Here is a 23936-nt window from a genome sequence, read left to right as displayed (position 1 = left end):
GCTGCTCCCCCCAGCCCTCACAGGCCACTGGAACTCTCAGAAACGTTCGACCTCTTCACCGTCCGGGACCTTGTAGCAACCGGATACGACGTCCAGGCTCAGCATCGGCGGTTCGTCCTTCGCCATTTTGATGATCTTTACGCTGGCTTTCTTCTTGTCGTTGTCAGCGGTAAGGTTGATATTCTTGTTCTTACTGGCGTCCGGCCCGTATGCGACGATTTCCCACCCGCGCTTCGGCAGTTCCGTCTTGAGCCGCTCCATCACTACGTCGAGGTCGCTCGCCGATTCGGGGTAGAAGCTCCAAGGGTGGAAGATGCGAAAATACTTCTTCGTGTCCTTGTCCGAGCAGTCCATGACTCCCGGACGACTGTCGGACGCCTTCCCCTTGACGCCGATCAGGTCGTAGACCTCGCTGGATACCTTTTCCACCGCGTCGGAGGCGTCGCTTGAGGTGCTCGTGCCGGCGAACGGGACTTCGTCAGAGTGGTTGTCAGTCATGCCGCATCCGGAGAGGGCCGTGAGGGCAAGGGGCAGGGCAAGCACGAGAGCGCTCAGTCTGGTCTTCATGTCGGGGAGCCTTACTTCGTCGGGCTGGTCATCGTGTTGTTTCCCCTGACTGTCAACGCTCCTACTTCACATGCGCCCAGGGGTCGGGTGCGCCCAGGGGTCGGGCGGCGGCTTCAGCGGTACGTTGTCGCCCTTCCCGACGACGACCAGGGCCTGGTTCAGCAGACTCCGGGAGGGGCCATAGGAGGTCTCGTCCCAGTAACCGCTGTGCCCTTCGGTGTCCGTGGTCATCTGGTTGGCGCCGAATTCCTGATCGCTGGGGATGATGAAGCGGTCCCCGCCGTGGCCCCAGCGGCCGATGTCCGGAACCGGGTCTCCGTCAGCCTCCTCGTTCCACACATGTCCCTTGGGGACGTCCATCTCATCGGCACCGGACACCCTGACACCGGGACTGCCCGCGAAGATGACGTCATCGGCGTTGAGATGGCCCGTCTGGGCCGCGGCGCCGACAAGGGTCGATCCGTACGAGTGGGCGATCACGGTACGGTGTGGTTCCGAATCACCGGAATGCGATGCCTCGAGTCCGTCCAAGAAATGGTTGAACGCCGGCGCACCGTCGTATGCGTAGTTCGGGAACGGTGCGTCCTTCCAGACGCTGTCAGGTGCGTCGTAGCCGAGCCATGTGATCGTAGAGACGGATTTTCCATCGGATTTGGCATCGGCTTCGTGCCAGACATTGACCATCCGGTTGATGCCGCCCTCGATGTTTCCCAGATCCGACTCCGTACCCGGAACATAGACTGCCTGGTGATCGGCGGTGTCCGGGTTTCCGTTGGCGATGATCGCGCGGCCGTCTCCTTCGGTGCTGAATCCCAGCAGGTATGCCTCGGGCAGTCCGTTCTTGCCGGTCGCGTCGAAGCGCTTCTGGATCGCATCCATGCCGTCGATCCGCCCTTGCAACTCCTTCCGCTAGGCCTCCCATGCCTTCCATTTCGTTTCGCCTTCAGGATCCCTTACTTCGACATCCACCTCCCCACCCGTGTTGGGATTGAGTTGGTGCATGGTCGTAAAGCGGTCGGGCTCCTTCGCGATCCAGGCGTCCAGTTCGACCCGAGCGGCGCCACGGGTCTCGGCAAGCACGGTTCGGTTCGCCTCATCACGCACGGTGGCAGGGAGGCCGTCCATCCATCCGATGGAATCAGGACGGAGGGTGGTGTAATCCGCTCGCTGCTCGTCGGTGAGGCTCTTCCACCACTCCGCGTTCTCCTTGGGAGTCCCGTGCTTGGGGGGCTCCTTGATGGAGTGCAGGTAGTCCTCGGCTCCCTTGAGAACGCCGGCGGTGTCCTTCTGCGCGTCGGCCCAGTCCCGGTCGGAGACGGTCAGGTCGTCGTCCGCCTTCAGCGCCCGCAGCTTCGGCGCCCACTTCTCGTCGGCCTCCGTGGCCTCCTTGACGGCGTCCGCGATGCGGTCGGCGTATTCCAGCGCGTACCGGGCGTTGGGGTTGGGGTCGATGCCGGCCGCATAGCGGCCGATCGCATCCGCGGTCGGGTCCTCCGCCAGGCTGGCCACGGTACCGGCCTCGGGGAGTTTGCCGTCGGTCTCCTCGCCGGCGGCCGGGTAGCTGACCGAGCCGTCGGAGTTCACGGTGAACTTCCTGGCGTGCGCTGCCTCGACTACGGCGTCCAGCTTCTTCCTGGCCGCCTCCAGGTCGTACACGAACCCGTCCAGCGCCGTGCTGACCAGCCCGCATTCGACCTGCGTGTAGTGGAAGTCCTTCGCCAGCTCCCGTAACTGGCCGTCCGCCGCATCCGCTGCCTCACCCTCGTTGGCCTTCTTCACAGCCACGATGATCTGCATGTCGATACGGTCCTTGGCCGCGCCGGCCATGTCGCTCACCGCGCGGAAACCATCTGCCGCATCCGAGTACTCGGACAGCTTCAAGGCCTTCAGCGTCGTGTAATCCATGGCTTCTGGTCACCGGCCCCTGGACTGGCCGCCGACCGCCGGCGTGTCCTCGTACTCGGTCTTCACCTTCGCGATCTCGGCCTTGATGGCCTCGTCCGTCCTGAGCTGATCATTGCCCACCTTCTCCAGCAGCCCAGCCAGCTTCTCGCAGCGCCCGCTCACGTCCCCGACGTAGCGCTCCCAGGACGTGTGGACCTCCCGCTGGGCAGCGGCGGTCAGGCACCCGGAATCCTTGCCGAGGCCCTTCTGTCCGTCGTTCAGCTTCGTCAGCGCCTTGCCGGCGTTGTCCCGCAGGTCGCCGACGTCATTGCCTGCCGTGGACCACGCGGCCTTGTCGGACCTCAGTTTGCCGGGCACGCCGCCGCCACCCGAGCTGGTGCCTCCCGGGTCGATCAGCACGTGGTTGAGCTGCATGCGCGCTGATTGCCGCTCGACCGCCGTGGCCTTGAGCTGCTCCCACTCCTCCCACGCCATGCGTGGCCCCTCCCCGTGTCTCGTCGTACGCCGCCGAGATGCTGTGAACGTGCGATCGGCAATGCTGTGGTGGTCAACAGGCACGGTAGCGACACCGCATCACGTGCCCCATCCGCGTCGGTCACCAGTCCGTCTGAGTATCTGTACTCAGGCGGCCCCAGATCCTCGATCGGACGGGCGGAATCAGTCCGGTGGGACCGGTGGTGTGTACGGAGGGGGAGTGAGCCCCGGTGCCGCTGCGTACGGAGCTTGGCCCGGAGCGGACGCCGGCGTTGCGAGTGGTGCTGCTGACGTCCTTCGCCTGCGGGCGATGGCGCCAGCGGTGAGCACGGCTCCGAGGAGTACGACGCCGCCGATGCCCGTCGCCATCCAGTAGGTGCCGCCGGTATCGGATGCGGATGCCGGCGCTGCGGAGTTGCCGTCCTTTGCCGGAGCACCGGCGCCTGCGGATTCGGAGGCTTCCGGAGACGTCTGCTTCGGCGCCGCCGCCTTCAGGTCCGGCAGCGGATAGACGTCAGCGGGGCCCGGGTCGGCTGGGCTCTGCAGCGCGACGCGGGGACGGACGATGCCGTAGCCGATGGAGTCGTTGCGCTTGGCGCCGTCCGTGGGGGCGCCAATGGTGTTGAGCATGACGCGGAGTACCTGGTTGTTGGTCCAGTTCGGGTGCGCGGACCAGATCAGGGCGGCTCCGGCGGAGGCCAGGGCGGTGGCGTCACTGGTCCCGTGGGTCTCGCACAGTCCGGTATCGCTCCCGCAGGCGTGCACCATGTCCACGCCCGGCGCAGCCACGTCCACCTGCGGCCCGTGTTCGGACTCGGCGGTTGCGCGGAGATCCTTCCCGACCGCCGCGACGCCGACCACGCCTGGTGTCGCCGCCGGGTACATGACCTCGTTGGCACGGTCCCCGTCGTTGCCCACGCCGGCGAAGATCAGCGCCCCCTTGTCCAGGGCGTACTTCACCGCCGCCGTCAGGTGCGGCGAGCTCTCGGTCTGCGCCAGGGAGATGTTGATGACCTGCGCGCCCGAATCCACGGCGAAGCGAATCGCCTTCGGGGCGATCTCGTTGAACCGCCGTGCTCCTTCAGCTTCGTTGGCCGCCGTCTCGTCCTTGGGCATCCGGACCGGGAGGATCTTCGCGCCGGGCGCGAGGCCGAAGGCGCCCCTTCCGCCGCCGTACGCGCCGGTCCCGGCTATCAGACCGGCCATGCCTGTGCCGTGGCCTTCGTAGTCGGTGTGCTCGTCGCCGGGCTGGTCCTCGGCGAAGTCCTCGCCGGGGAGGACGCGGCCTTTCAGGTCGGGATTGGTCCAGTCGACGCCGGTGTCGATGACGGCGACCGTGATGCCTCTGCCGGTGCTGGTGCGCCACATCTGTTCGGCCTTCATCGCGTCGAGGAACCACTGCTCCTCACGTGTCGACTCCGCGTGAGCCGGCGATCCTGCGGCACCCACCAACAGGAGGCCGAGTGCCGCCGATACCGCCGCGCGATGAGCACGACGGTCACTGTGTCGATGGCTGCTGGTGGGCATGAGCCTGGTTCTCTCCGTTCCTGAACACGTATCAGTCGATGACCGGCGGGACGGCGCGGCGCTCTCCGCGCCGCCACGTCTCCTCGTCCTCGGCCACGCGGTACGACCGCCCGCTCCTGCCGCCCGTGTTCGTCGAGGAACCCGACCGGGGCGAACGGGGACCGCCGACAACACCATCCCCCGGAATCGGACGGCCGCCGACCACGCCGCCGTTCGAGAACGAAGGACGAGGTCCGGGAACCTGGCGGCCCTGCTGCCGCGCAACTCGCCCGACCGGGTTCGTCGCACCAGCGGTCGGGCCCATCGGGCCGCGCGCGGCCGTACCCTCCCCACCGACGACCACACCGCGTGGGACGGCTCCCGTCGGCCTGCCCACAGGTGACGCGACGGGACGGCCGCCGACGATACCCGCATCGCCGCCGGCCACGCCCGTACCACCGGGCGTGCGCACGGGATTCGGTACGGCCTCCTGGCCGGGCAGGACGGGCAGGACGGGCATCCGGCCGGTCCCCGGCGCCCGCCCGCGCACCGCCGGGCCGGTGCCAGGAACACGTCCGCCGCCTCCGGACACCGGAGGAACTGGTCCGGCGTGTGGAGCCGCCCCGTCTGTCATCCGCTCGGGGGCGGGGAGGTTGGCCGTCGTGTCCGTCGGAGTGTGTGAGGTCTTCGGCAGTGTGGCCGCAGAGTCCATGTCCATCCGTGACGGTCCGGTGGCCTCGGCAGGCGCGGCGTGCTGCTCATGGGAGGACACGCCCAGGGGCCGCCTCACAGCGACAGCGCCAGAAGGCACGTTCCGCTCCCGCCCTTCCGCCGTACCCGCTGCGGCTGCGGCTGCGGCTGCGACACCAGAGGCAGCGACACCAGAGGCAGCGGCAGCGGAGGCAGCGGCGCCCTGGGCGGAGACGCCCGGACGAGCCTTGGCTTCGCCGGCATCGATCGTCTTGCTTCCCGGGGGCACGATCGCCTTCGGCGGCGGCGGAAACTTCGGCCGCTCCAACGCGTCCATCTGCGTGGCCGACCAGTCGTAGGTCTGCCCCAGCTTCCGCATCTGCGCCGCCGCCTCCAGGCGGACCTTCTCCCTGTTCGCCGCCAGAGCAGCCGGCTCGCTCTCCGACTTGGCGCTGACCGTCGCCGCGTCCGGGTGGTTGTGCGCGGCCTTCGCCGCGTCCAGGTTCGCCTGCGTGCCTTTGGTGTCGCGCGGAATCGACGCCTGCGCCTGCGCGATCGCCCCGGAAGCCTCGCCCAGCCACTTCCCGGCGCCCTCGCTGAAGTCACCCAGTCGCAGCGTGGAGTTGGCCAGGTCCGCGGACCAGGCGCGGAACGCGTGTGCGCCCTCGCCCTTCCACTCCACCCACTGCGGACGGATCTTGAGCTCTTCGGCGATCTTGCGGATCTCCTCGGCCGCAGCGAGCAGTTGGTCGGCGGCGCCCTTCACCATGCCGGCGTTGGCCTGGTCGAGCCACGCCAGCATCTGTTCGTGGCTCATGTCTTCGAAGGACGTACCGCCGCCGGGGCCATCGCCAGACATCAGAACTCCCCCGCTCCCGTCGGTTCCATCAGATCGAACCGCCAACGTCGCTGCCCGCCGGCGTCGACGCCTTCCCCGTCCGAGTCCCGTTCCCGCCGTCGTTGCTCCTGCTCGGCCCCTCTGGGTCGTCAGTGTCTCCGTAGCGCTCCGTCGTCTCCGCGCTGATCGCCGCCATGCGGTCGCGGATGTCCAGGTCGATGTTCTGGTAGCCCTTGTGCGAGGCCATGACCGCGATACCCATGCCCTCCATGGAGTCCGGCAGCAGCTTCGACAGCGTCTCCAGCTCGCTGATCACCGTCTCGTACGTGCTGAACAGCCCGGCCGCCTCCGCCCACGCGCCAGCCCCGCCCCCGAACTGATGGCGCACGAGCTACTCCTGCCCGATCCCGCCCGGACCTGCCTGCGAGCCCTTCAGGTCGTGGATCAGGGCATCGACGCGCTTGTGGAAGGTGGTGAAGGACGACAGTTCCATGGCCACATCGGCAACGGCTTCGCGTGCCCCGTCGAACAGGCCGGACGCCCACGACGACGTGCCCGGCGTCGACCCGCCCTCGCTCGGAAGCACAACGCCCTCCCCGTATCGTCCGAACAACCGACCGCTCAAAGCCGCACCAGCAACTTCAGCCACCAGCGGCGACACTCCACAGTCACTCTGTAGCAGAGAGTGACCAGAAACAGTTCATTCAAGCTGGGCCACTCCGCCCACCGCCAGGAGGCCGACGACTCGTCAGGCATGCTCACCACCCAACACCCCGGCGAGATGGAGCACATGAGCACGTGTACTCAGATGCGGCGGAGGCAGGCGGCGCTGTCGCCGGGCGCGGCGATTGCCTCACCTTGGTCGGCTGGGTCGCTATACGATCGGCCGGGGATGGGAGCTGCGATGCCGGGAGGCAGGGTGGACGAGCTGGTGCTCCGCGTGGATGCCGGGCCCGCAGTGTCCGGGGAGCAGGTCGAGCGGCAAGTGCGCGGTCTTTACCGGGACTTGCGGACGCTTGGGTTGTTCCATGTGGAGCGTCGGCAGGCTCCCGCGCCGGCCGGTTCGATGGCGTCCGCCGGGTATGAGATCGGGGCGCTCGTCGTCAGCGGCACCTTCTCGGCGGCGGCGTTGAAGGCCATGAGCAGTGTCCTGGTCGCGTATGTCGAGCGGTCCAAGGCCCGGTGCGTGGAATGGGAGTTCGGCGGCGACAAGGGCAGTTTCCAGGCGCTCTCCGCGAAGGATCAGAACAGGCTGGTCGAGGTCGTGGCCGCGCGGATCGCCGGGGAGACGGGGGAAGCCGGGGAGGACGGGGAAGCCGGGGAGGACGGGGCGAGCGGGGGCAGCGGGCAGCCGGGAGGCAGTGATGGCGGGGCGCCGGATCGCACTGCTGGTCGCGACTGACGGATACGTCGACCCCGGCCTCAACCAGCTCCGTTCACCCGCGCGCGGCGCCGGCGAGCTGGAAGCGCTCCTGAAGGACGAGGCGGTGGGCCGCTTCGACTTCGTCCGTACGCTCGCCAACCGGCCCAAGGAAGAGATCGAGCGGGAGATCGAGGCGCTGCTGAGCAATCGCGCGCCCGACGACCTGGTCCTGCTCTACCTCGCCTGTCACGGCATCAGGAACGACACCGACCGGCTGTTCTTCGCCACCATCGGCACGGATCTGAGCCGTCCGCACACGACCGCCGTCCGCGCGGATCTCATCCACCAACTCCTGGACGAGTGCGAGGCCCGCACCAAGATCGTGCTGCTCGACTGCTGCTACAGCGGTCTCTTCCACCGGGCCACCCCCATGTCCCCCGCGCCGGTCGACGTGGAGGCGGCACTGGTCGGCCGCGGCACGTTCGTGATCACCGCGTCCACCGCGCTCGAATACGCCTACGAGGGAGACCAGCTCACGCTGGACAACGCCCGGCCCGTGGCGCGTTTCACCGCCGCGGTCAACGAAGGGCTCAGCACCGGACTGGCCGACCTCGACCGTGACGGGGTCATCACACCCGACGAGTTGTACACGTACGTGCACGACGCCGTCGTCAACCAGAGCGGCCCGGATCAGACGCCCACCAAGTCCGGCCAGTGCGAGGGCCATGTCCCCCTCGCCTACGCGGCGCGCACCGACCTGTCCACCGGCCTGCCCGCGCGGGGCGCGCGGACGGACGAACTGGTGCTGGGCACGCTGCTCCCTCCGCCGGTCGACACCCCGGACCGGGGGTTCATCTGCGACTCGTGGGAGGGCGCGTCCCGGCTCATGGTGCCCATCGGTCGTACGGCCGCGGCCTCCGCCGGCGATCTGATGTGCCTGGACCTGTCGAACCGGAGCGGGAACGTGGCGGTCGTCGGCCGCCTCGGCAGCGGCAAGACGACGCTGCTGCGCGTCCTCACGATGTCGATGGGGCTGACCCATACCCCGCACGAGGCGGAGTTCTACCTCCTGGAGGGGGCCGTCAACCGGCTCGGTGTGCTGCGGTCGATGCCGCACGTGAGGAAGGTCGCCGCCGCGCACGAGCACGAGGCGGTCGCCGAGGTCCTCACCGCGTTGAAGGACACCATCGCCGCCCGGCGCGTCCTCTTCCGTGACCTCGACATCGACTCCGTCGAGGAGTTCCGCGAACTGCGGGCGACGGGACGGCTGCCGCGCGACAGCGGCAGCGACGTCTTCCTCGTGATCGACGGCTGGCTCGACTTCGACTGGGAGCTGCCCGAGTTCGCCCAGGAGGTCCACCGGCTCGCCAACACCGGGCTGAACTACGGGGTCCACCTCCTCGTCTCCGCCCGGCGGTGGAGCGACTTCGGCGCGAGTCTGCTCGGGCTGCTCGGAACCCGTGTCGAGCTGCCGTTGGACGATCCGTCGGAATCGCAGATCGACGCTTCTCTCTCGGCGGGCCTCGGGATCGGCTGGGCCTTGTCGCGCAGGCGGCGCTTCCGCGTGGCCGTACCCCATCTGGAGGAGGCCGGCAGTTCCGCCGAGGCCAGGAAGGCCCTGACCGAGGCGACCCGGCGGATGCGGGAACGCTGGCTCGGCGTGCAGCCGGACACGGCGCCCCCACCCCGCACGGACACCCTGTTCACGCAGTTGTTCGGCATCGGCGACGCCGAGCGGTTCGATGTGACGCGCGCCTGGTCGCAGCGCCCGCAGCAGGACCGGCTCCGGGTGCCGATCGGGGTCGGCGAGGACGGCCGACCGGTCGTGTTGGACCTCAAGGAGGCCGCACACGGCGGGATGGGGCCGCACGGCCTGGTCGTCGGCGCCACCGGCTCCGGCAAGTCGGAACTCCTGCGCACGCTGCTCCTCGGCCTCGCCGTCACGCACTCGTCCGAGACCCTGAACTTCGTCCTGGCCGACTTCAAGGGCGGCGCCACCTTCGCGGGCATGTCGGATCTGCCGCACGTCTCGGCGGTCATCACCGACCTCGCCGAGGAACTGACCCTGGTGGACCGCATGAGCGACGCCATCAGCGGCGAACTCCTGCGCCGCCAGGAGCTGTTGCGCGACGCGGGCAACTACGCCAACGTCTTCCACTACGAGAAGGCGCGAGCGGCGGGCGCCCCGCTAAGTCCCCTTCCCTCGCTTCTCATCGTGATCGACGAGTTCTCCGAACTCCTCACCGCCCGGCCCGAGTTCATCACCACCCTCATCCAGATCGGCCGCGTCGGGCGCTCGCTCGGCGTGCACCTGCTGCTGGCCTCGCAGCGTCTTGAGGAGGGCAAGCTGCGCGGCCTGGACACCTACCTCTCGTACCGGATCGGGCTGCGGACCTTCTCCGCCGCCGAGTCCCGCAGGGCGATCGGGGTCCCGGACGCCTTCCACCTGCCCCCGCTGCCGGGTTCCGGCTATCTCAAGCACGACCTCACCCAGACGACCCGCTTCCTCGCCGCGTACGTCTCGGCCCCCTATACGCCGGAAGGAACACAAGCACCGTCCACCACCGACGACGGCGTCTTCGAAGACGTTCTCGCGGACAGCCTGCTGGACGTGCTGGTCCACCGGACCGCCGGCCAGGGACCGCCCGCGCACCATGTCTGGCTGCCTCCGCTGGACATTCCGGCCGCCCTCGACGACCTGCTGCCGGAACTGGCGGCGACGCCGGAGCGCGGGCTGCACCCCCCGGGGTACGGGGCGCTCGGCGGACTGCGGGTCCCGGTCGGACTGGTCGACCGTCCCGACCAGCAGCGCCGCGATCCGATGTACCTCGACTTCTCGGGCTCGGCCGGTCACGGCCTGGTCGTCGGCGCGCCCCAGGCGGGCAAGTCGACACTGCTGTGCACGGTCGTCTGCGCGCTCGCTCTCACCCACACGCCGTCCGAAGTGCAGTTCTACTGCGTCGACTTCGGCGTCGGCATGCAGCAGGTCCAGCTTCTGCCGCATGTCGGCGGGGTGGCCTCGCGGCTCGACCCGGAGCACGTACGACGTACGGTCGCCGAGGTCGCCGGTGTGCTCACGGCGCGGGAGGAGTTCTTCCGGGCCCACGGGATCGACTCCATGGCCGCGTACCGCGCGGGGCGCGCGGCCGGACGGTGGCCCGACCAGCGGTGGGGCGACGTGTTCCTGGTCATCGACGGCTGGGCGGACTTCAGGCACGAGTACGAGCAACTGGAGGCGACCGTTGTCGACCTCGCGGCACGCGGCCTCGGCTACGGCGTCCATCTGCTGCTCGCGAGCACCCGCTACGCACACGTCCGCACCGCGCTGCGCGACCACCTCGGCACCCGGGTCGAGCTGCGCCTCGGCGACCCGACGGAATCGGAGGTGGCGCGCAAGGCGGCAGCGGACGTCCCGCTCGGCGCCCCGGGACGCGGTCTGACCCCCGACAAGTTCCACTTCCTGGCCGCCGTGCCGTGTCTGGGCAGCCGTCCGAGCCCCACCGCCGGCCCGGCCGAGGCCACGGCGCACCTCGCCGACGCGATCCGGGCACAGTGGACGGGGCCGGCCGCCCCGCCCGTACGGGTCCTGCCCACGCTGCTGTCCGTGGACGCGCTGCCCGCGGACTTCGGCCGTTCCCGGGCCGAAATCGCCCTCGGGCTCGACGAGACGACCCTGCTCCCCTTCGGCATCGACTTCGAAGCCGACCCGTATCTGGTCGTCATCGGGGAGAGCGAGTCCGGGAAGACGTCACTGCTGCGGCTGCTCGCCCGGCGGATCAGCGAGCGGTACACGCCGCAGGAAGCGCAGCTGATCGTCGTCGACTACCGGCGTTCGCTGCTGGGCGATCTACCCGCGGAGCACGTGGCGCACTACGTCCCGCACGGGCTGGAACTGGAGTCCCAGGTCCGGGCCCTGGTCGACCTCGCGGCGAAGAGGATGCCCACCTCGGACATCACCTCGCAGCAGCTGCGGCACCGGAGTTGGTACTCGGGGCCCGACATCTTCCTGCTTGTGGACGACTACGACCTCGTCGCGACGACGTCGAGCAACCCGCTGCGCCCTCTCCTGGACTACCTGCCGTTCGCACGGGACATCGGCCTGCGCATCGTGCTGAGCCGCGCTTCGGCCGGGGCGGGGCGCTCGATGTTCGAACCGATCATGCAGTACATGCGGGAGCAGGGGGTGCATGGGCTCACGCTCTCGGGCGACAAGTCCGAGGGCGCGCTGATCGGTTCGGTGATCCCCTCCCGCCAGCCGCCCGGCCGCGCCACGCTCACCGGCCGGCGCAATGTGCCGCGGCAGGTCCAACTGGCCTACCAGCCGCCCCGCTCCGAGTGAACCGGGCCCACCGGCCTACCGGCCTCCCCGCGCCGGGTGGGAGGGGAGCGTGACGCGGGCGACGCCTCCGGTCTCCAGGGCCGCCCAGACGGCGCCGTGGGGGCCTTCGGGGCCGTCAGGGCCTTCGGAGCCTTCGGGGCTGTAGGGGCCGTAGGCGATGCCGTGGGGTTCGGAGGACGGTGAGGGCAGGTCGTACTCGGTGATCTCGCCGGTCGCGGCGATACGGCCCACCCGGTTGGCGCCCCAGTCGGTGAACCAGAGGTCCCCGGTGGGGGTCGCGGTGATGGCGTGGGGTCTGGCCGTGCGGTCGGGGAGCGGGAACTCCTCGATCCCGCCGTCCACCGTGATCCTGCCGATCCGGCCGGCCGCGATCTCGACGAACCACAGGGCGACGCCGTCGCTGGTGATGCCCACGGGGGCGGCGTCCGGGGTCGGCAGCGGGTGCAGGTAGATGTCACCGTCGGTGGTGATACGGCCGATCGCGTTCGCCTGGTTGAGGGTGAACCACAGGGCGCCGTCGGGGCCCGTGGTGATCATCGAGGGAAAACCGCCTTCGACGGGAAGCGCGAACTCGGTGAACTCGCCGGTCGTGGTGACGCGGCCGATGCGGCCGGTGTTCAACTGCGTGAACCACAGGGCGCCGTCGGGTCCGGCGGTGATGCCGTAGGGGCCGCTGTCGGGTGTCGGTACGGGAAAGGACGTGGCCTCACCGCGCACGGTGATACGGCCGATCCGGTGGTCCTGGTACCGGGTGAACCACAGGGCGCCGTCGGGTCCGGGGGTGATGACCGTGGGACCGCACGCGGGCGAGTCCAGTTCGTACTCGTGGAGTTGGCCGTCGAGGGTGAGGCGCGCGATGCGGCCGCTGTGTACGAGGGTGAGCCACAGGGCGCCGTCGGGGCCGGCCGTGATGCCGTAGGGGCCGGCCTCCTCGTCCGCCACGGCGATCTCCTCGACGGCCGGGACGGCAGCCGGGAGGGCAGCCGGGACGTCGGGTCGGTGCACGGCAACTCCTTCGTGTTCGGGGGCGGATCGCTCGGCGACTTCGCCGATTGTGATCTCGATTCCGGTGCCGCGCACCCGCTTTTCCGGCTCCCCGGGCGCCGCGGACCCCTCGTCAGGCGGTGGGGCGGGGCGGGCCTTCGAAGCGGCTCGGGAAGGGGTACTTCTGTTCCAGGAAGGCGTGGATGTCGGCCTGTGCCTCCGCTCTGGCCGACGGGGTGGTCTCCACGTCGTTGAGGCAGAAGAAGTCGACGTCCTCGCCTGCCGCGAGGCGGGCCAGGCGCCGTCGCATGTCCGGGGTGCCCAGTTGGACGTAGCGGAAGCGGTAGTCGGCGGGGACGGCGCGGCCGGACGCGATGGCCCAGTGGTGGTGGAGCGTGGACGCGGGGGCGACGTCGGAGGTGGAGCGGAAGCGCGAGTAGGTGGTCCGCAGCAGCTCCTCGATCCCGAGGCTCTCCATCTCCCACATGACGGACAGCAGTTGGGGGTGCGGGGTGTGCAGCGACTTGTGGGTGATGTGCCGGCCGTGAAAGCGCCTGATCGCCTCGCGGGTGTTCTTGCCGGCGGAGTTCGGGGCCGGCTCCAGCGGGTGCGGGGGGCCGACGCCGATCTTCAGCGGGGACAGCGGGATCCGGGCGATGCCGTTGCCGTGGAAGAAGTGCTCGGCCCGTACCGGGCGGTTGATGAACACGTCGTCGTTGACGTAGAGGTAGTGCTCCGACAGGCCCGGTATGTGGTGCAGCCGGCTCTCGATCGCGTGCGAGTTGAAGACGGGGAGCGCGTCGGCCGGGAGGATGTCCCGGTGGTCGACGACGGTCAGGCCCCGCGCGTCCGGGTCCAGCCAGGCGGGCACCTGGGAGTCGGTCACCAGGAAGACGTGCCGGACGAATCCGCCGTACATCTCCAACGAGCGCAGCGCGTACCGCAGTTCGTCATGGCTGGTGTAGCGGGAGGCGCCGGTCTCGCGCGCGGCGATGACGTTGCCGGACCGTTCCAGGTGGGCCCGGCGCTTCGCCGCCATCGCCGGGTCGTCCCCGTCGACCCAGGTGTACACGGCATCGACGGGAAAGAGCACCTCATCGATGCCCGGCTCGGCGAACGGAGCGAACGTCGGCACGCTGCGGTCCCCGCACACCACCACGACCGGCTCCCGCGCCACCACCGGAAGCACCTCCGACACCGCGTTACGTCGCGGAGCGACAAGCGCCCGCCCGAACACGCCCACCAACCGAGCGCCGGGCACGGTGAGGTGGGGCGGATCGGGGGTGGGGGTGGGGGGTGAGGCGGGGGCGGCCGGTGAAGCTGAGCTGGCGGGTGGGGCGAGGGTGACCGGTGAGGGTAGGGCGACCGGCGAGGCAGGGCCGATGCCCGATGCAGAGCCATCCAGTGAAGCGGAGCCAGCGCCCGATGCGGAGCCGTCCGACGAAGTGAAGCCAGCGCCCGATGCAGCACCGGCGGGCGCCACGGAGCCGGCCAGTGAGGCAAAGCCGACACCCGAAACGGAGCCAGCGGGCGCGGTGGAGCCGGCGCTCCAAGCGGAGTCCGCGTCCGCTACGGGGACTGCGGCCGTTGCGGAGTCCGATCTGGGGTCGTGGCCGTAGTGCCAGAACTCGATGTCGCAGCCCGTGTCCAGGCCGGTGAGGATCTGTGCCGCCGGGCCGAGGCGCACCAGGCCGGTGCGCAGTACGGCGGCCTGCCGCACCGTCCGCGGCAGGCCGCCGTCAGCCCACAGCACCGCCGTCGTCACGGTGCCGTCCGGGCCGACGGCGCCCACGTACCCGGCGGTGCCGGCGAAGCACTGCGCGGCCTCGGCGAGGACCGTGCCGCGGTACGTCTCCTCGACGCCGACGACCCGGCGCGGCGCACCGTGCCCGTGCTCGGCGGGGACCAGGAAGTACGGGACGCCGGCCCCCTCCAGCAGGGCGCACACCCGCTCCAGATCCGCGTCGGCGGCGCCCGCGGCGGTGTACGCGCCGACCGTACGGCCGTACAGCCGCGTCGGTCCGAAGGTGACGCCGCGCAGTGCGGGGACCGCTGCCCGCAGGCGCCGTCGGGGCCTGGCCGCGCGCAGCGCCCAGAGCCGGGCGGACAGCCCGCGACGCAGGCGCGGCAGAAGGTCGCGGGCGGCCCGTAGTCCCACGGGTGCCACGACACAGTGGCGGATATGGCGGACATAGCATGCATAGCGGGTATTACAGGTGTGATCGGTGTCCATGGTCCCCCCAGCCCCGTCAGTTCCGCTTCTCGTACGGGCTCGCGTAGGGGAAGTAGTGCTCCAGGAACTCGTTCATCCGGGCGCCGACCCGCTCCCGTTCCTCTGGCGGTACGTCGACGTCGTTGAGGCAGAAGAAGTCGAAGCGCCGGTTGCGGCGCAGGTCGTTCAGGCGGGCCTCGGCGTCGGGGCGGCTGATGTTCACGTACCGGAAGCTGTACTTCCCGGGCACGCCGCGGCCGGTCATCAGCGCGTACTGGTAGAGCAGCGGGGCCGTCATGGCGATGTCCCGCGGTGAGCGGAAGCGGGATTCCGTGGTGCGGCGGACATCCTCGGGGAACATCTCCTCGATCGCCCGCAGGGTCTCCCGCCGCTGCGGCAGCGGCGTGTGCATGAAGTTGTTCGTGGTCACGCGGCCGAACGTCTCGAACAACAGCCGGCGGACGTTCTTGCTCGCGGAGTTGGTGGCCGTCTCCTCGGCGTGCGGCTTGCCGACGCCGATCTTGAGCGGGGACACCGGGATCTTCATCAGGCCGCTGCCGTGGAAGAAGTGCCCCGGGCCGACCGGGCGGCCGACGAAGACGTCGTCGTTGAAGTACAGGTAGTGCTCCGACAGGCCCGGGACGTGGTGCAGCCGGGTCTCGATCGCGTGCGAGTTGAACACCGGCAGGACGCCCTCGGGGAAGATGTCGCGGTGGTCGACGACCGTGATCCCCGGGGCCCGGTCGTCCAGCCAGTGCGGCGTCTGGCCGTCGGTGACGAGGTAGACGTGCCGGACGAAGCCCGCGTACATCGCGAGCGAGCGCAGTGAGTACTTGAGTTCGTCGTGGCTGGTGTAGCGGGAGGCGTTGGTCTCCTTGTCCAGGATCTCGGGGATGCCGCGCTCCTGGTACCGGGCCCGCCTGGCGCGCATGTCCGGCGCGTCGCCGTCCACCCAGGTGTAGACGACGTCGACGGGGAAGGTCACGTCGTTCACGGTGGGGAGGGTGAAGGGCGCGAAGGTCGGCAGTTCCCGCTCCCCCACCCGCACGGTCGCCGGCTTCTGCTCCGACGCCGGCAGGACGTCCGTGAGGCCGTTGTCGCGCGGCGCGACGAGGGATTCGGCGAAGACGTCCTCGGACGCCTGCGGCTGCACCCTGGCCAGGCGCCGGGGCCCGTCGTCGGTGGCGAGGAGCTGGGCGCCGTCGGTCCAGAACTCGACGTCGCAGGCCAGTTCGGGACCGGCGAGCAACTGTCCCGAGGGGCCGAGGTGGTTCTCGCCGACGCGCAGCACGGGTGCCGTACGCAGCGGCGCCGGCAGGACCCCGTCCATGAACAGCGCGGGGTGCCTGAGCCTCCCGCCGGGCAGCGGTCTGCCGATGAACGCCGCCTTGCCCGCGTTCCGCGCTTCGAGGGCGGTGAGGAACCGCTCCCGGTCGACGGTGTTCACACCGACCGTGTGGCGGATGCGCGAGGCCGGCAGCAGGAAGTAGGGGATGCCGTCCTGTTCCAGCGCGGCGACGACCAGGGCGAGGTTGGCGGCGGCTGCCCCGGCGGCGGTGAACCGGGGCACGACCCGGCCGTACATCCGCTGGCCCCGCACGGTCACCGGGCGCAGCAGCGGGTCCGCGACCGCCGCCCGGCGCCGCTGCCGCAGCGTGCGCAGCCACCACACCTTCTCGGAGGCCTTCCGCTCGACTCGTGGTCGCATCCGCCGCGCAAAGGAACGAACGGTCACGTTCTGTGCCCCCTCCAAGAACCCCGACACGCCCTTGCGTCAGCACGTCCATGCGTCAGCACGTCCATGCGTCAGCACGTCCATGCGTTCAGCACGTCAACACGTCCTTGCGTTAAGCAGACGGGCGCGTGCGACGGAAGGTTGTAGAAGCTTTCTCCAAGAATTAATGAGATGTGCGTCTTTTTCGCATGTGCCCACTGCCTGGGCGTGATAACGCGCGCCCGAACGGAATGCCGAGTCGGGGCACCCCGGTCAGACTGGGGGTACGACCGCACTGTGCCGGGCGTGAGAACGGTCGGGTGATCATGAACGATTCGACGTACAGGGCATCTCTCGCGGTCGATGACGAGGGCGTCGTCGTCGCGTGGAGCACGGCCGCCGAACACCTGCTGGGGTATACCGCGCGGGAGAGCATCGGCCGGAAGGCACGGGAGTTCATGGCCGACGTGCCGGGGGCCGAGGCGCACGCCGATGTCGTGCTGCGGCACCGGGACGGGAGGCCCGTCGCCTGCCAGGTGCGGGTGAGGGCCGAGCAGGAGGCGGGAAGCGTGCTGCGCTGGAGGATCGACCTGCGGCCGGCCGGCGCGTACGAGAAGCAGACAGGCGTGAACGAGAAGCCGACCCGCGCGTACGGGGAGAGCGGGGCACCCCAGACGCACGGGACGTCCGGGGAGTCCGGGGAGTCCGGGGAGTCCGGGGCGCGCGCCGGCGCAGAGGCCGCGTCGGGCGCCGTGGACCGTGCGCTTCTGGAGGCCCTGTTCAACCGCTCCCCCATCGGTCTGTTCGTCCTGGACCCCGACCTGCGCCTGACCCGCTACAACGCCGCCGCCATCGGCATGCAGGGCAGCACCACCGAGCAGCTGGGGCTGCGGCCCACCGAGGCGTGGCACGACTTCAGTGCCGAGAACGCCGAGCGGGTGATGGCCGAGGTGCTGGAGACCGGGGAGCCGGTGCTCTCCTTCGAGAAGCGCGGCCGGCCTCCCGGCGATCCGGAGCACGAGCACGTCTACTCGGCGTCCGTGTTCCGTCTGGAGGACCCCGACGGGCGGATCCTCGGCCTCGCCGACCTGGTCGCCGACGTGACCGAGGAGCACCGGGCGCGGGAGCGGCTCGCCCTGATCGCCGAGGCCGGTTCCCGTATCGGCACCACCCTGGACGTGCTGAGCACCGCGGCCGAACTGGCGGACATGGTGGTGCCCCGGCTCGCCGACCGGGTGGCCGTGGACCTGCTGGAGCCCGTGCTGACCGGCGAGGAGGTGCCGGGCGGGCCGATCGAGCCCCGCTGGGACCTGCGGCGGGCCGCCTCCCGGTCCATCCAGGCCGACAGCCACGCGGGCGCGTACGCGATCGGCGAGGTCAGCAGCTATCCCGACGCGGCGCCCGCCGTCCAGGTCCTCAACGACCACCGGGCGTGTCTGGTGCGCACGGTCGGTGAGGACAGCGAGTGGGTGCGCCGTGACGCGGTGCGGGGTCGGCGGATGCGGGAGGAGGGGGTCCACTCCCTGATGTCCGTCCCGCTGCTGGCCCGCGACAGCACGCTGGGCCTAGTCACCTTCTACCGGTGGACCGACCGCGGCCCCTTCGAGGACGACGACCTCACCGTCGCCCAGGACCTCGCCGCCCGTACCGCCGTCGCGCTGGACAACGCCCACCGCTACGTGCGCGAACGCAACAGCGTGCTCACGCTGCAGCGCGGTCTGGTGCCGCACGACCTCCACGCGCCGCGCGCGGTCCGGGCGGCCCACCACTGGGTGCAGTCCGGCGCGGGCGGCGACTGGACCGACGTCATCGCCCTGCCCGGCGCCCGGGTGGCCCTCGTGGCGGGCAGCGCCCCCGGCCGGGGTGTGCGGGCCGCCGCGACCGCGGGGCGGCTGCGCACCGCCGTGCACACGCTGGCCTCCCTCGGTCTGGCCCCCGACGAGCTGACGGCCCGCCTGGACGACCTGGTCCGCCAGATGCAGGCCGAGACCGCCCGGGAGCCGTCCGGCGGCCCGGTCGGCACCAGCTTCCTGTACCTGGTCTACGACCCCGTCACCTGCCAGGCGACCGCGGCCACCGCCGGCCCGGCGGGTCTCGCCCTGCTGGCCGTGGACGGCACCGTGTCCTTCCCCGAGATCGCCGCGGGTCCGCCCCTCGGCCGGCCGGGGCCGCCCTTCGCGAAGACGACGCTGCGGCTGTCCGAGGGCACCCGGCTGGTCCTGTTCACCCCGGGGCTGCTGCAGGCGTTCAAGGGCGACGACGCCCGGCACGACGCGTACGGGCGGCTCGCCCGCCTGCTGTCCGCTTTCCGCGGTACGCCCCAGGACCTGTGTCTGCGCCTGACCGAGGAGCTGGTCCCGCCCGATCCCTGGACGGACGCGGCGGTCCTGGTCGCCTGCACCCGCTCGCTCGATCCGGCCCGGGTCGCCACCTGGGTGCTGCCCGCCGACCCGGAGGCCGTCGCCACCGCCCGTTCGCTCACCGCCCGCCAGCTGACCACCTGGGCCATGGAGGACGAGGTGTTCTCCACCGAGCTGATCGTCAGCGAGCTGGTCACCAACGCCATCCGGTACGCCAAGCCGCCCGTGCAGCTGCGGCTGATCCGCGACCGCACCCTGAGCGTGGAGGTGTCCGACGGCAGCAGCGCCGCCCCGCATCTGCGGCACGCCCGGACGACGGACGAGGGTGGCCGCGGGCTGCTGCTGGTCTCGCAGTTCGCCCAGCGCTGGGGTACCCGGTACGAGGACCGCGGCAAGACCATCTGGGCGGAGGAGCCCGTCACCGCCGTGATCTGACCATGACCGGCCGGCCCCCGTTTTCACGGATCCCCGACGTCTTTCTTTACGGATCCCTGACGTGGCGGACGCATCCGGCGGGCCCGCCACGGAGTCCTCCTCCTTGTCCGGTACCGGACGGCAGTCGCAGTCGCGTCGGAGAATGGAGTGCCATGGAAGGCACCGTCGTCGCAGTGGTGATCGTGCTCGTGGCCCTGCTGCTCGTGCTGAAGAGCGGTATGCGGGTCGTGAACCAGGTGGAGCGCGGAGTGGTGTTCCGGTGGGGGAAGGCGCTGCCCGGCCACCGGCAGCCCGGGATCACCTTCCTGATCCCGTTCGCCGACCGGATGCGCAAGGTGAACGTGCAGATCGTGACCATGCCCGTGCCGACGCAGGAGGGCATCACCAAGGACAACGTGTCGGTGAAGGTCGACGCCGTCGTCTACTTCCGGGTGACCGACCCGGCGCGGGCCGCCATCGAGGTGCAGGACTACGTCTTCGCCGTCGGCCAGGTCGCCCAGTCCTCCCTGCGGTCCATCATCGGCAAGAGCGATCTGGACGACCTGCTCAGCGACCGGGAGCGGCTGCACGAGGGACTGGCGCTGATGATCGACAGCCCGGCGGCCGGCTGGGGCATCCACATCGACCGCGTCGAGATCAAGGACGTACAGCTGCCGGAGTCGCTGAAGCGGTCCATGTCGCGGCAGGCCGAGGCGGAGCGGGAGCGGCGGGCCCGGGTCATCACGGCGGACGGTGAGTTCCAGGCCGCGCAGCAGCTCGCCAACGCCTCGCGGATCATGTCGGACACGCCGGAGGCCATGCAGCTCAGGCTGCTGCAGACCGTCGTCGAGGTCGCCGCCGAGAAGAACTCCACGCTGGTGATGCCGTTCCCGGTCGAGCTGCTGCGTTACTTCGACAAGGCCACCCAGAAGATGGACGCGGACATCACCGCGCGGCAGGTTCCGGCACAGCAGCCGCAGCCTCAGCCGCAGCCTCAGCCGCAGCCGGACGCCGAGCAGCGGTAGCGAGCGCCAGGGTGACGGCCAGCGAGGCCGCCGCCATCACGGTCATCGCCGTGGCCGGTGAGGTGAGTTGGGCGACCGAACCGGCCAGCGTCGCGCTCACGCCCTGGAGGGTCAGCATGCCGGCGGAGTGCAACCCCAGGGCGTGACCGGCGAGTTCGTCGGGGGTCAGGCTCATCAGCCGCTCCTGCTGCACGAGGCTCGCGGCGAACCCGGCGCAGGCCGTCGTCGCGCAGACCACCGCCACGGCCAGTGGCGGGTGCGCGGCGAACAGCAGGTACGGCGCCGCCAGCAGCAGGAGCAGCGGGGTCGCGAGCCGGGCGCGCACGGCGGACGGCAGCAGCCGGCCCACGGTCAGGTCCCCGGCGAACATGCCCAGCGCCCCGCACGCGAACAGGGTGCCGGCCGCGCCGGGGTCGTACGACACGTAGAGCGACTCGCAGCCGACGACCAGGCCGTTGGGCAGCCACAGGCCCAGGTAGGTGAGGCGGCGCGAACGGTCCGACCACAGCAGGGCGTTGGTGCGCCAGGTCGCCGCCGGGGTGGGGCGGCCCGCGGCGCGGGGCGGGCGGGCGGTCAGGCCGAGGCGCAGGACGAGTGCGGCCGCCAGGTACAGCGCCGACGCGAGCAGCAGGCAGGTGCGCGGGGAGAAGGCGGCCAGCAGGACGCCGCCGGTGCCGAACCCGGCGATCTGCATCAGGCCGCTCATCATGTTGAACAGCGAACGCCCCGGCAGATAGCCGTCCTTGGCCAGGATCTCGTTCAGCAGTCCCCAGCGGACCCCGCCGCCCAGCGAGGCCACCAGGCCCAGCAGCAGGACGACCGCGAACAGCGCCCCGGTCGGCAGGCCGGGCAGCGCCTGGAGTGCCGTACCCGCCGCGAAGGCCAGCGCGATCGCGGCGAGGGTCGTGCGCGGGGGCAGCCGGTCGGCGCCGGACAGCAGGAAGGTCGCGCCCAGCACCTGGGCGAGGGACGGGCCGAACATGCTGATCGCCGACAGCAGCGGCGACCCGGTCGCCCGGTACACGAGCGTGCCGAGCGCGAGGCCGCCCACGGTCTGCGCGGCGGTCTGCAGGGCCACGCCGAGGAACAGCGGGCCGAACTCGGGCGTACGGAACAGGGATCGGTAACTGGGCATACGGGGAGTCTCGGGCGGGGGGCGCGGGGACCGTTACTGTTTCGCGGTCACGCGAAAGGTCGAGGTCTTCGCGCGGGGCGCAGGGCACGGTGCACGTCGGGAAATCCGAGACCCGGGACCCGAGACCCGAGACCCGAGACCCGAGACCCGGGAGCCGAGACCCGGAGCCGAGACCCGAGACCCGAGACCCGGGACCCGAGACCCGAGACCCGAGACCCGGGAGCCGGGAGCCGAGACCCGGGAGGGAGATCGTTCATGGGGTGGTGGCAGCTCGACGCGGACACGCTGGCGCGCAGCCGGTTCGTCGTCTCGCCGCTCGCCGAGACGTTCGCGTGTCTGAAGCTGCTGCACGCGGGCGCCGGTGCGCATCCCGGGGAACAGGAGTGGCTGCGCGCGCATCTGCCCGGCTACCGGGCGCTGCTCGCGGCCGACCCGGTGACCGCGCGGCTGGTGCGGGTCGGGCTCGGCCGCGAGTGGATCGCCGACTTCCTGACGCCCGCGCCCCGCGGCGGGGAGGACTTCGCGACGGAGGTCGGCCGGGTGCGGGCGGTGGACCCGGCCGCCGCCCGCGCGCACCTGCTCGTCTCCCTGGCGGGTCCGCTGCCGGCCGTGCTGGACCGCGACGACCTGCCCGAGCGGGCCGCCGCGCTGCTGGAGTGGGTGTGGCGGGAGACGGTACGGCCGTCGTGGGAGCGGCGCAGGCGGGTGCTGGAGGCGGACGTGACGGCGCGGACCGCGCGGGTGAGCCGGGACGGCTGGGCAGGTGTGCTCGACTCTCTGCGGCCGGGCGGCACCCGCTGGCTCGGGGACAGCCGGTTCCAGGTGAACCTGCACGAGTACCCGCCCCGCGAGATCTCGGGCGCCGAACTGCTCTTCGTCCCGGTGACGTCCCAGCGGCACGGCTGGGTGGCCTGGGAGGACGGGAAGCGCTACGCCGTGGTCTACCCCTGCTCGGGCGTCCTCGCCGGTCACGCCGACCGCCCGGTGCCCGCGAGCTTGGGCGCACTTCTCGGCTCGGCACGGGCCGGCGTGCTCCTCCTGCTGGACTCCCCACTGACCACCACCCAACTGACAGCGCTGACCGGCCAGGCCCTCGGCTCGGTCGGACGCCACCTGAAGGTCCTGCGGGACGCCGGTCTGGTACGACGCTGGCGATCGGGACGCTCGGTCCTGTACGGCCGAACAGCGGCGGGCGAGGTACTACTGAAGGCCGCGAACACCCCCTGACAAACGCCAAGGACAACCCCCTAAAGGGAGCCAACACCCCCCGAGGAACGCCAAGGACAACCCCCTAAAGGGGCGCGGGGAACTGCGCGACCAGCCGCAACGCCGCCGCAGCCACCCACCACCGCACCCCCCACCAGTCCGGTACGACGCGGAAGCGGGCAGCACCCCCCGACGAACGCCAAGAACCACCCCCTAAAGGGGCGCGGGGAACTGCGCGACCAGCCACGACGCAGCCGCACCCACCCACCACCGCAACCCCCGACCCCTGCGCCCCCACGCACCGCATACCATCCCGCTCATGACGACTTCTGACCACGACACCTCCGTCCTGGACACCGAGATCGACGCCCTCCAGGGCGGCTCCGCCGACCTCGCGCGGTACACGGGCAAGACCGTGCTGATCGTGAACGTGGCCTCCAAGTGCGGCCTGACCCCGCAGTACGCGGGCCTGGAGAAGCTCCAGGAGCGGTACGCCGAGCAGGGCTTCACCGTGCTCGGGGTGCCCAGCAACCAGTTCCTCGGGCAGGAGCCCGGCTCCGCCGAGGAGATCGCGGAGTTCTGCTCGGCGACGTACGGCGTGACCTTCCCGATGACGGAGAAGATCGAGGTGAACGGAGAGGGCCGGCACCCGCTGTACGAGCGTCTGGTGGACTTCGCCGACGCCGAGGGCCACAGCGGTGACATCCGCTGGAACTTCGAGAAGTTCCTGATCGGCCGGGACGGCCAGGTCGTCGCCCGCTTCTCGCCGCAGACCGAGCCGGAGTCCGCCGAGGTCGTGGCGGCCATCGAGGCCCAGCTCGGCCAGTAACTTGACCTTGCCCCTGGGGCAGGCATGAGCGTCCCTGTCACCGGGCGGAAGGAACCGCCCGGTGACGGAGGATGACCGCGTGAACGAGGAGCTGCTCACCATCGGCGTGTTCGCCGCCCGCTCCCGCCTCTCGGCGAAGGCGCTGCGGCTGTACGACCGTCTCGGTCTGCTGGAGCCTGCCCAGGTCGACGAGGCCAGCGGTTACCAGGACTCTTGCAGAAAGCCCCGGCGTTCACGCCGGGGATGAAAGGCACCTCAGGACTGCTCTGACCCGCAGGCTAGAGCGGACGTTTTTGCTGCTCGATGTACTGGCGGACGATCGCCAACGGTGCTCCGCCGCACGACGCGGAGAAGTACGAGGGCGACCACAGGTGT

At 70.6% G+C, this 23936-nt stretch carries 19 protein-coding genes and 1 pseudogene; 7 read left to right on the top strand and 13 right to left on the bottom strand.

Annotated features, from left to right (window positions below; all coding sequences use genetic code 11):
* Window positions 1–36: 36 nt before the first annotated feature.
* From ACGFYV_RS08390 to ACGFYV_RS08355, 8 genes are all read right to left on the bottom strand, one after another.
* Complete coding sequence (locus ACGFYV_RS08390) at window positions 37–567, bottom strand: hypothetical protein (protein WP_393877574.1); 531 nt, start codon at window positions 565–567, stop codon at window positions 37–39.
* Between the two features lie 66 nt (window positions 568–633).
* Window positions 634–1446 carry an alpha/beta hydrolase gene (locus tag ACGFYV_RS08385; protein WP_393877573.1) on the bottom strand — a complete coding sequence of 271 codons (813 nt, stop codon included), beginning with the start codon at window positions 1444–1446 and terminating at the stop codon, window positions 634–636.
* 30 nt (window positions 1447–1476) lie between these two features.
* Window positions 1477–2472 carry a hypothetical protein gene (locus ACGFYV_RS08380; protein WP_393877572.1) on the bottom strand — a complete coding sequence of 332 codons (996 nt, stop codon included), beginning with the start codon at window positions 2470–2472 and terminating at the stop codon, window positions 1477–1479.
* Between the two features lie 9 nt (window positions 2473–2481).
* Window positions 2482–2946, bottom strand: a complete 465-nt coding sequence (locus tag ACGFYV_RS08375) for a hypothetical protein (protein ID WP_393877571.1) — start codon at window positions 2944–2946, stop codon at window positions 2482–2484.
* Between the two features lie 183 nt (window positions 2947–3129).
* Window positions 3130–4473 (bottom strand): type VII secretion-associated serine protease mycosin, encoded by a 1344-nt coding sequence (mycP, locus tag ACGFYV_RS08370; protein WP_393877570.1) that lies wholly within the window; start codon window positions 4471–4473, stop codon window positions 3130–3132.
* A 31-nt stretch (window positions 4474–4504) separates the two neighbouring features.
* Window positions 4505–6001 carry a translation initiation factor IF-2 gene (locus ACGFYV_RS08365; RefSeq protein ID WP_393877569.1) on the bottom strand — a complete coding sequence of 499 codons (1497 nt, stop codon included), beginning with the start codon at window positions 5999–6001 and terminating at the stop codon, window positions 4505–4507.
* A gap of 28 nt (window positions 6002–6029) precedes the next feature.
* Complete coding sequence (locus tag ACGFYV_RS08360) at window positions 6030–6368, bottom strand: hypothetical protein (protein WP_393877568.1); 339 nt, start codon at window positions 6366–6368, stop codon at window positions 6030–6032.
* A gap of 3 nt (window positions 6369–6371) precedes the next feature.
* A complete protein-coding gene (locus tag ACGFYV_RS08355; RefSeq protein ID WP_393877567.1) occupies window positions 6372–6629 on the bottom strand; it encodes a hypothetical protein in 258 nt (85 codons plus the stop codon).
* Window positions 6630–6899: 270 nt separating this feature from the next.
* On the opposite strand from ACGFYV_RS08355, the gene ACGFYV_RS08350 reads away from it, so the two are divergent.
* Together ACGFYV_RS08350 and eccCb are read left to right on the top strand one after the other, a co-directional pair.
* Window positions 6900–7382, top strand: a complete 483-nt coding sequence (locus ACGFYV_RS08350) for a hypothetical protein (RefSeq protein WP_393877566.1) — start codon at window positions 6900–6902, stop codon at window positions 7380–7382.
* The gene (eccCb, locus tag ACGFYV_RS08345; RefSeq protein WP_393877565.1) at window positions 7345–11682 is read left to right on the top strand and encodes a type VII secretion protein EccCb; all 4338 of its coding nucleotides are present in this window, start codon (window positions 7345–7347) and stop codon (window positions 11680–11682) included. The genes ACGFYV_RS08350 and eccCb overlap by 38 nt, the downstream gene beginning before the upstream one ends.
* A gap of 15 nt (window positions 11683–11697) precedes the next feature.
* Here eccCb and ACGFYV_RS08340 read toward each other — a convergent pair whose 3' ends face one another.
* The 3 genes from ACGFYV_RS08340 to ACGFYV_RS08330 all read right to left on the bottom strand — a co-directional run bounded on the left by ACGFYV_RS08340 (window position 11698) and on the right by ACGFYV_RS08330 (window position 16586).
* Complete coding sequence (locus ACGFYV_RS08340; protein ID WP_393877564.1) at window positions 11698–12687, bottom strand: virginiamycin B lyase; 990 nt, start codon at window positions 12685–12687, stop codon at window positions 11698–11700.
* 112 nt (window positions 12688–12799) lie between these two features.
* A complete protein-coding gene (locus ACGFYV_RS08335) occupies window positions 12800–14824 on the bottom strand; it encodes a stealth family protein (protein WP_393877563.1) in 2025 nt (674 codons plus the stop codon).
* 91 nt (window positions 14825–14915) lie between these two features.
* Window positions 14916–16586: a stealth family protein gene (locus ACGFYV_RS08330; protein WP_393877562.1), complete on the bottom strand. Its 1671-nt coding sequence runs from the start codon at window positions 16584–16586 to the stop codon at window positions 14916–14918.
* Between the two features lie 332 nt (window positions 16587–16918).
* Here ACGFYV_RS08330 and ACGFYV_RS08325 point away from each other — a divergent pair, with 332 nt between their 5' ends.
* On the top strand, window positions 16919–19387 hold the full coding sequence (locus ACGFYV_RS08325; protein ID WP_393877561.1) for a SpoIIE family protein phosphatase: 2469 nt from the start codon (window positions 16919–16921) through the stop codon (window positions 19385–19387).
* 152 nt (window positions 19388–19539) lie between these two features.
* A complete protein-coding gene (locus ACGFYV_RS08320; RefSeq protein WP_393877560.1) occupies window positions 19540–20391 on the top strand; it encodes a slipin family protein in 852 nt (283 codons plus the stop codon).
* Here the strand turns inward: ACGFYV_RS08320 and ACGFYV_RS08315 are convergent.
* On the bottom strand, window positions 20312–21526 hold the full coding sequence (locus tag ACGFYV_RS08315) for an MFS transporter (protein WP_393877559.1): 1215 nt from the start codon (window positions 21524–21526) through the stop codon (window positions 20312–20314). The genes ACGFYV_RS08320 and ACGFYV_RS08315 overlap by 80 nt on opposite strands.
* Before the next feature lie 255 nt (window positions 21527–21781).
* Between ACGFYV_RS08315 and ACGFYV_RS08310 the strand changes: the two genes are divergently transcribed.
* The 3 genes and pseudogenes from ACGFYV_RS08310 to ACGFYV_RS08300 all read left to right on the top strand — a co-directional run.
* Window positions 21782–22753, top strand: a complete 972-nt coding sequence (locus ACGFYV_RS08310; protein WP_393877558.1) for an ArsR family transcriptional regulator — start codon at window positions 21782–21784, stop codon at window positions 22751–22753.
* A gap of 298 nt (window positions 22754–23051) precedes the next feature.
* Window positions 23052–23561, top strand: coding sequence for a glutathione peroxidase (locus tag ACGFYV_RS08305; protein ID WP_393877557.1), 510 nt, complete (start codon window positions 23052–23054; stop codon window positions 23559–23561).
* Between the two features lie 61 nt (window positions 23562–23622).
* Window positions 23623–23769 (top strand): annotated as a pseudogene (locus ACGFYV_RS08300) (MerR family DNA-binding transcriptional regulator); the annotation flags it as partial.
* A gap of 70 nt (window positions 23770–23839) precedes the next feature.
* Here the strand turns inward: ACGFYV_RS08300 and ACGFYV_RS08295 are convergent.
* The coding region (locus tag ACGFYV_RS08295; RefSeq protein ID WP_030183493.1) for a transposase at window positions 23840–23936 on the bottom strand (97 nt) is incomplete at its 5' end.

It is taken from the genome of Streptomyces sp. NPDC048297 (assembly GCF_043201585.1).
GTDB lineage: Bacteria > Actinomycetota > Actinomycetes > Streptomycetales > Streptomycetaceae > Streptomyces.
This window is presented reverse-complemented; position numbering and strand designations above follow the sequence as displayed.

What these genes read in the sequence shown, in the direction of transcription:
- ACGFYV_RS08390 (WP_393877574.1), bottom strand. Translation starts at nt 567, where the DNA reads ATGAAGACCAGACTGAGCGCTCTCGTGCTTGCCCTGCCCCTTGCCCTC.
- ACGFYV_RS08385 (WP_393877573.1), bottom strand. Translation starts at nt 1,446, where the DNA reads ATGGATGCGATCCAGAAGCGCTTCGACGCGACCGGCAAGAACGGACTG.
- ACGFYV_RS08380 (WP_393877572.1), bottom strand. Translation starts at nt 2,472, where the DNA reads ATGGATTACACGACGCTGAAGGCCTTGAAGCTGTCCGAGTACTCGGAT.
- ACGFYV_RS08375 (WP_393877571.1), bottom strand. Translation starts at nt 2,946, where the DNA reads ATGGCGTGGGAGGAGTGGGAGCAGCTCAAGGCCACGGCGGTCGAGCGG.
- mycP (WP_393877570.1), bottom strand. Translation starts at nt 4,473, where the DNA reads ATGCCCACCAGCAGCCATCGACACAGTGACCGTCGTGCTCATCGCGCG.
- ACGFYV_RS08365 (WP_393877569.1), bottom strand. Translation starts at nt 6,001, where the DNA reads ATGTCTGGCGATGGCCCCGGCGGCGGTACGTCCTTCGAAGACATGAGC.
- eccCb (WP_393877565.1), top strand. Translation starts at nt 7,345, where the DNA reads ATGGCGGGGCGCCGGATCGCACTGCTGGTCGCGACTGACGGATACGTC.
- ACGFYV_RS08330 (WP_393877562.1), bottom strand. Translation starts at nt 16,586, where the DNA reads ATGCGACCACGAGTCGAGCGGAAGGCCTCCGAGAAGGTGTGGTGGCTG.
- ACGFYV_RS08325 (WP_393877561.1), top strand. Translation starts at nt 16,919, where the DNA reads ATGAACGATTCGACGTACAGGGCATCTCTCGCGGTCGATGACGAGGGC.
- ACGFYV_RS08320 (WP_393877560.1), top strand. Translation starts at nt 19,540, where the DNA reads ATGGAAGGCACCGTCGTCGCAGTGGTGATCGTGCTCGTGGCCCTGCTG.
- ACGFYV_RS08315 (WP_393877559.1), bottom strand. Translation starts at nt 21,526, where the DNA reads ATGCCCAGTTACCGATCCCTGTTCCGTACGCCCGAGTTCGGCCCGCTG.
- ACGFYV_RS08310 (WP_393877558.1), top strand. Translation starts at nt 21,782, where the DNA reads ATGGGGTGGTGGCAGCTCGACGCGGACACGCTGGCGCGCAGCCGGTTC.
- ACGFYV_RS08305 (WP_393877557.1), top strand. Translation starts at nt 23,052, where the DNA reads ATGACGACTTCTGACCACGACACCTCCGTCCTGGACACCGAGATCGAC.